At 56.4% G+C, this 7,387-nt stretch carries 6 protein-coding genes; all 6 read left to right on the plus strand.

The annotated features are described in order from the left end of the window. Window positions 1-1,950, plus strand: a 1,950-nt coding sequence (locus DBR23_RS22165; RefSeq protein WP_108499601.1) for a long-chain fatty acid--CoA ligase, incomplete at its 5' end; no start/stop codon positions are given. Beyond that, window positions 1,947-2,831: a branched-chain amino acid ABC transporter permease gene (locus tag DBR23_RS22170; RefSeq protein WP_056743883.1), complete on the plus strand. Its 885-nt coding sequence runs from the start codon at window positions 1,947-1,949 to the stop codon at window positions 2,829-2,831. The genes DBR23_RS22165 and DBR23_RS22170, both read left to right, overlap by 4 nt. Further along, window positions 2,828-3,886: a branched-chain amino acid ABC transporter permease gene (locus DBR23_RS22175; RefSeq protein WP_231940635.1), complete on the plus strand. Its 1,059-nt coding sequence runs from the start codon at window positions 2,828-2,830 to the stop codon at window positions 3,884-3,886. Before DBR23_RS22170 ends, DBR23_RS22175 begins: the two co-directional genes overlap by 4 nt. Before the next feature lie 85 nt (window positions 3,887-3,971). After that, on the plus strand, window positions 3,972-5,222 hold the full coding sequence (locus DBR23_RS22180) for an ABC transporter substrate-binding protein (protein ID WP_083235468.1): 1,251 nt from the start codon (window positions 3,972-3,974) through the stop codon (window positions 5,220-5,222). A 60-nt stretch (window positions 5,223-5,282) separates the two neighbouring features. After that, window positions 5,283-6,071: an ABC transporter ATP-binding protein gene (locus DBR23_RS22185; protein WP_056743881.1), complete on the plus strand. Its 789-nt coding sequence runs from the start codon at window positions 5,283-5,285 to the stop codon at window positions 6,069-6,071. Between the two features lie 43 nt (window positions 6,072-6,114). Beyond that, entirely contained in the window at window positions 6,115-7,266 is a 1,152-nt protein-coding gene (locus DBR23_RS22190) for an acyl-CoA dehydrogenase family protein (protein WP_056743879.1), read from the plus strand. Window positions 7,267-7,387: the final 121 nt, after the last annotated feature.

Below are 7,387 nucleotides of genomic sequence, written 5' to 3' on the forward strand. Positions count from 1 at the left end.
ACCCTTCCCCAGTTGCTGCGCAAGCATGCGCATGCTAACCCCAACCGTCTTTCCCAGCGCCATAAGCAGCGCGGCATTTGGCGGGAGTACAGCTTTGCGGATGTGCAGCGCAACGTTCGAGAGATTGCGCTGGGCATGCACCAAGCAGGCGTCAAAGCGGGTGAGACCATTGCCATCATTGGTGAGAATGAGCCGCAGCATTACTGGGCCGAGTATGCCGCGCATGCACTGGGATGCAAAGTTGTATCCATGTACCCGGACCTCACTTCGGAGGAGGTGGCCTATCTTTTGGACGACAGCGAAGCAGTCATCTTGTTCGCGCAGGACCAAGAGCAGGTTGACAAGGGCCTGGATGTCCGGAACAAGACGTTGAAGATGCGCCACATTGTGTATTGGGATGAAACGGGTATGTGGTCGTATAACGACCCCATCCTGCAAACCTTCGATGGCATGCAGCGGCAAGGGCGTGAAATCCATCAACGTAACGGAAAGATGTACGACGCGCTAGTGGATGCGGGAGCCCCCGATGACATAGCGGTTCTTTCTTACACTTCCGGCACGACGGGGCAGCCCAAGGGCGTGATCCTCACGCATCGCTTTTTGATCGACAACGCCCAGCGCTTGATCGATTCCATGGATGTGAAGCCGGGTATGGAATACCTGAGTTACATCGCGCCATCCTGGGCCACTGAACAAATATATGGCATCACCATGGGATTGGGATTGCCCATGGTAGTGAACTTCCCCGAGGGCCCGGAGCAGGTGTTGTCCAACATTCGGGAATTGGCGGTGGAAGGTATGACATTTGCTCCGCGCCAGTGGGAAAGCATGGCGTCCTCTGTGCAGGCGCACATGCTCGACGCAGGACCCATTCGACGAGGTGTCTACGAGTGGGGCATGAAGATCGGTCACACCGTTAATGTGGGGCGCTTGGATGGAAAACCCGTTGGCCTGCTGGACCGGTTGCTGTTTCCTATCGCCAATGCACTGGTTCTGCGCCCGTTGCGAGATCTGCTCGGCCTGACCCGGCTGCGCTGTGCCAGCTGCGGTGGTGCCACCATGGCACCGGATGTGTTTCGCATGTTCCATGCCATGGGTATACCTCTGCGCAACATCTATGGCTCCACCGAAACCGGGTTGCTGACATGCCACCAGGGTGACCGATTTGATCTGGAGACCGTAGGGCACTGGATGAAGGCGCATCCAGAGGCGGGCCCACCATTGGAATGGCGCTTGAGTGCGGACGGAGAGCTGCAGATTCGTGGCGGAAGCCCGTTTCTGGGCTACTACCGCAGAGAGGGTTCCGTAGAGTCGAAGGTGAAAGATGGCTGGTTCTACACGGGCGATGCCGTAACGAAAACTGAGCTAGGCGAGCTCGTGTTCCTGGAGCGGTTGTCGGACCTCAAGCGTTTGCGCAGCGGAGAAACCTTCCCGCCGCAGTTCGTCGAGACCCGCCTTCGGTTCAGTCCCTTCATCAAGGACATCATGACGGTGGGAGACGAGACGAGGGACTTCGTGGCCGCTCTCATCAATATCGACATGGCTGTTCTGTCGCGGTGGGCAGAAGACAAGCGGATCGGATTTTCAACCTTTACCGATTTGTCACAGCGGCCAGAGGTCGCAGAGTTGATCAGTCAGGAAATTACCCGTGTGAATCAGTTTTTGCCGGCGCATGCGCGGGTCAAGCGATTCGCCAATTTTCCAAAAGAGCTTGATCCGGACGAGGGCGAACTAACACGTTCGAGAAAGCTGCGGCGCGAATTCCTGGAGGTGCGATACGCCACGCTGATCAACGGTTTATATGACGGCTTGCACGCCGTGCGTATCGATATTCCTGTGACCTACCAGGACGGTCGGCGCGGCAATTTCGAGGCTCTGGTGTCCATCCATGACACGGACGCCGCAGGGTCAGACCACCTGGGCGCAGCCCGAAGCAGAGGACGGAAATGATCGATTTTATTAACTACCTGATAAACGGTGCGCTGTCAGGGCTTCTGTATGCGTTGATCGCCATGGGTTTCGTCGTGATCTATCGCGCGTCAAAGGTGTTCAACTTTGCACAAGGTGAGTTGGTGGTCTTTGGCGGCTACATGGTGTGGTGGACGATTATTCAGATGGGTCTACCGCTGTGGGTCGGATTGCCCGTGGCATTCGTTAGTGCTGCAATTTTTGGTTTCATGATTGAGCGGATATTTTTTGCCCGTCTGGTTGGGGAATCCGTCTTCTCGATGGTCATGGTGACGATCGGTCTCTTGATTCTGATCCGAGGCGTTGTGTTGGTGCTTTTTGGTCCACAGGTGCGTGCTTTTCCGATCATCTTTCCTCTGGATCCGATCATCGTTGGCGATCTCATCGTCTCCCGTTCGATGCTCTACGGTGGAATTATGACCATCTTCATCGGCGTTGGCCTCTCCTGGTTTTTCAACCGGACAAGGGCTGGCTTGACCATGACGGCCGTGGCGGAAGACCACCAGGTGGCCATGTCCATGGGCATCTCGGTGCAGCGTTCCATTGCCTTTGCGTGGGTGCTGGGATCCGTGCTTTCCACACTGGGGGCGATAGTGCATTTGAGTGGCCGCTCCATCAACATGATGAGCTCCGACATCGGCCTGGCTGCCTTGCCGGTGGCCTTGCTGGCTGGGTTGGAGTCCCTCGCAGGTTTGCTGATCGCCGGTGTTTTGGTGGGTGTGATTCAGGGTTTGGCTTCGGCCTATCTCGATCCCCTGGTGGGGGGAGCGCTGGGCTCCGTCTTTCCTTTCATCATCATGCTGGTGGTGTTGTTAATTCGTCCCACCGGCATGTTCGGGTGGAAAACCATTGAGAGGGTATGAGCATGGATCCCGCAGGTGTATTCGCGACTTCTTTCGCCAAAGACCAAGCACTAATTCGCACGCGCAGCCAGGCGGTGGCATTGGGCCTGTTTGTTATAGCGTTGTTTGCGCTGCCCCTGATCAGCGAGGTCCGCTGGGTGGCGATCATGACCTCTATGCTGATTACTGCAGTGGTGGTCATGGGGCTGCAGATCAATACTGGTCTAGCGGGTCAGATCAATTTGGGTCAAGCTGCGTTCATGGGGGTTGGTGCGTATGCAACAGCGCTCCTAGCGACGAAAGGCCACCTGCCTTTCTGGCTGGCTTTGCCCATCGGCGGGCTGTGCGCGGCGCTTTTTGGGCTGGTGTTTGGATTAACCGCAATGCGCATAAAGGGTTTTTACCTTGCCTTGACCACGATTGCTGCGCAGATTTTGTTCCACTTCTTTGTGCTCAACCTGCCTGCCAAGTGGCTGGGGGGATCTAACGGCATCACTCTGGAACCAGCACAGCTCCTTGGTTTCGTTTTCAACACCGATACCCGCATTTACTACCTGTGTCTGGTAGTGGCCTTCATCATGATTGCGGGCGCCTACGGCGTCGCACGCAGCCGCCATGGTCGAATTTTTGCGGCAGTGCGCGATGACGACGTGGCCTCAGGAATGATGGGCATCAATGTCGTGCGCACCAAGGTACTTGCCTTCTTGCTGGGTGCGTTTTACGCGGGCATCGGTGGAGGGCTCTGGGCTTACTACGTCAGGTTCGTGGCGATTGACCAGTTCACCCTGATCCACTCGATATGGTTCATCGCGATGATCATTGTGGGTGGCATGGGGTCGGTGACGGGCGCGCTGATCGGCGTGTTTGTTATCCGTACTGCCCAGGAGACGATCACCATCGTGGGCCCTTCACTGGTCGAGAACTTTTCCTTCCTGAGCGGAGATGTTGTTTTCGCAGTGATGAATATTTTCCTGGGTGGAGTCATCGCGGCCTTTCTGATCTTTGAGCCACGCGGTCTGATGCACCGGTGGAACATCGTCAAGCGGTCTTATCGCATGTGGCCTTACCCATATTGACCGCAATCCTGTTTTCTGCAGCCACCTTAGGCGCTGGGAAGGGCTGCTCCAATGCAAAGCGCTACTACAAAAGGAGACTTTTTTTATGAAAACGAATCGAGCAAAGTTGTCGGCAATGGTCAAACTGGGGCAACGCGGCGCTTTACTGGCGTCAGCCTTGTGCCTTGGCGGCATGGCACAAGCTCAGACTACTTACAACGTGGCTGGCCTGGCTGACTTCACCGGACCTTTCGCAGACATCATGAAAGATATGACGGGATGCCGCCGTGCGGTGCTCGACTGGTGGAGCGAAGAGGTCGGTAAAGCGCAGGGCGTCGCATTGCGAATCAAGGATTTCGACACCCGCTATGACGTCGCCCAAGTGGCCAGCCTCTGGCCAGGCATCAAGTCCGAGCTCAACCCGGTGGCTGTTCTGGGTGTGGGCGGTGCAGATACCAATGCGCTGCAGCAGCGCTTGCCTAGTGACAAGGTGCCTCTTGTCCAGTCGACAGCAGGATATGGATTTGCTTGGAAGGGTGATAACTGGGTGTTCAATGCCCGTGCCACTTACCCGCACGAAGCGGCTGCGTTTTATGTGTGGATGCAGAAGAAGTCGGGTTCGTCTGCTCCTCTCAAGGTGGGGGTGATTTCATCGGAAGTATCGCCGGCCTACGTGGACATCCACAAAGGTGTCGAGAAGTTCGCTAAGGACAATCCGAAGATCATTGAAGTCGTTGAAACGATTTATACCGAAGCACAGCCGACCGACCTTACCCAGCAGGTCAGCCGCCTGGTCCGCAAGGGGGCCACGGTACTGCAGGTGTTCAACAATACAGCATCGGTAGTGGCGACACGGCGCGCCCTGCAAAGCCTTGGAAAAACCAATATTCCGATAGTGGTTAGCGCTCATAACGGGTTGCTTTCGTCGGGGAAAGCGCTGGGTGACCTGAGCCAAATGGATGGAAACTATGAGGTCTATGGCATGGCCATGGCCGCCGAAGGCGCAACACCGGCACGGGACTTCTTCGAGAAACTGCGCAGCCAATACAAGTTGCAAGCCGCCTATAACTCTGCCTGCATTATGGGCATGAGCCAAGCGATGTTGACGGTTCGTGCCGTTGAAAATGTTGTCAAGGTCAAAGGTGCTGGCGGTGTGACGGGCGAAGAGGTTCGCGCTGCACTGCTGTCCACCCCCATGCCTACCGAGCGCAGTTTTGGCTTGTTGCCCAATATCAAGTTCAACAATGATGCGCCGTTCCCGACCTCGGGCACAGCCGTCAACATCGGCACCGTCGAAAAGGGAAAGTACAAACTTCTCGAGCAGAACGTTCCGGTTCCTGTGTTGAACAAGTGGTAATTGCAAATCGGCCTGGGTCTCGGGCCACCGAGACCCAGGCCACATCATCTGGAGCTACCCGTGCTTGAACTGAACAACGTTGAAGTCCTCTACAGCGACGTCATTCTTGCTGTCAAAGGCATTACCGCCAAAGTCCCCGCTGGACAGTGCGTGACCTTGCTGGGCGCCAATGGCGCTGGCAAGAGCACCACGCTCAAGGCCATCTCCAACCTGGTCAGGACAGAGGATGGTCGTGTGACGGCGGGGAGTATTCAATTTGATGGTGCGGACATCACCGGTGCCAACCCCGTCGATGTCGTTCGCAAGGGGTTGGTACATGTCATGGAAGGGCGCAAGGTTCTCCGCCACATGACAGTGGAGCAGAACCTGGTGGTGGGCGGTCATATGGGCAGCGCTGGCGATGCCAAGGAAATGCTTGATGAGGTGTATAGCCGCATCAAGCGTCTGAAAGCCTTGCGTACTCGCACAGCAGGTTACCTGTCGGGCGGCGAGCAGCAATTGCTGGTAATTGGACGGGCCCTGATGGCCAAGCCTAAGTTGGTGATGATCGACGAGCCTTCGCTCGGCTTGGCTCCGCTGATGGTCGATGAGGTCTATGGTTTGCTGAGTGACCTCAAGACCAGCGGTCTGACTCTGCTGATCGTGGAGCAAAACACCCGCGTCGCTCTGGATTTAGCCGACTACGGCTATGTGATGGAGAGCGGACGGATCGTGTTAGAGGGCCCCTCCAACAGCTTAAAGACCAACGAGGACGTTCGAGAGTTCTACCTCGGCCTGACGGTCGATGGGGAGCGCAAGAGTTTCCGCGACATGAAACATTACCGCCGCCGCAAGCGCTGGCTGGGTTGACCGCATTGGGTCAGTCGTTTTCCAAGTTTTCAAGGATGGGTTTATGAGCATCGTTTCCAATGCATTGCTGAGCGAACAAGAAGTCATTATTCGGGAGTCTGCCCGGCGTGTCGCGACTGAAGTGGTGGGTAGCACGGCCGCCGAACGTGATCGCACGGGGGCTTGGCCACACGACGAAATCAAGGCAGTTGCCGACGTAGGCTTCATGGGCATGCTCGCCCCGCCAGCATACGGCGGTTCCGGGCTTTCATTCGTGGAGTATTGCCTGGCTATTGAAGAATTCGCAGCGGCCGATGGTGGCTTCGCCACCATGATGCACGTCCACAACTCAGCTGCGCACGTGTTACGTAGTTTTGGAACCGAACAACAGATGGCCCGCCATCTGCCGGATCTGGCCAGTGGCAAGCGCATTGGTGCCTTTTTATTGTCAGAGCCCCATGCAGGCTCGGATACCGCAGCCATCCGGACCACGGCTAAGCGGGACGGCGACGTTTATGTGATCAATGGCAGCAAACAATGGATTTCCAATGGCAGTGAAGCGGGCTTTGCGCTCGTCGTGGCAGCAACTGCGGAACCAGGTGCCCGTCACCGCTTCAGCCTGTTCATCGCGGACCCCGAAGATCCAGGCTACCAATGCTTGCGTATCGAAAGGAAGCTGGGCCAGCACACGGCCCACACGGCTCAGATTCAGCTGGACAACATGCGTGTTCCAGTTCAGAACATGATCGGTGAGGAAGGGCGCGGGTATGGCAAAGCACTATCGCTGTTGTCCGATGGGCGCATCGCAATCGCCGCCCTGGCCATCGGCATTGCCCGTGCAGCGCTGGAGGCAGCCATCCGCTACGCCAAAGAGCGCGAGGCCTATGGCAAGCCACTCACCGAACTGCAGGCCATTAGCTTTGATTTGGCGGAAATGGCCATGCAGGTTGAGGTGGCGCACCAGTACATGCTGTATGCAGCTCGTCTTACGGATGCGGGCCTGCCAACCAGTAAGGAGGCCTCCGTTGCTAAACTCTATGCCAGCGAAATGGCTGAAAAGGTTTGCTCTGCGGCGCTGCAAGTGCATGGTGGCTACGGGTATGTCAACGACTTCCCGGTCGAGCGCTATTATCGCGATGTGCGCGTTACAAAGATCTACGAAGGCACTAGTCACATTCAAAAGTTGATCATTGCGCGCAGTATCTTGGCTGGCTGATGAGCACGGCCTTTCTCCGCAGGCCTATCGGCGAAAGCAGTTCGATACACTTTGCCTCAGTTAGCGATACGAATGCCCTCAAGGAAAACAACACCAATGAGTACGCCAATTGAGGCAAAGC

The organism is Acidovorax sp. HMWF018, assembly GCF_003061035.1.
Taxonomy (GTDB): domain Bacteria; phylum Pseudomonadota; class Gammaproteobacteria; order Burkholderiales; family Burkholderiaceae_C; genus Acidovorax; species Acidovorax delafieldii.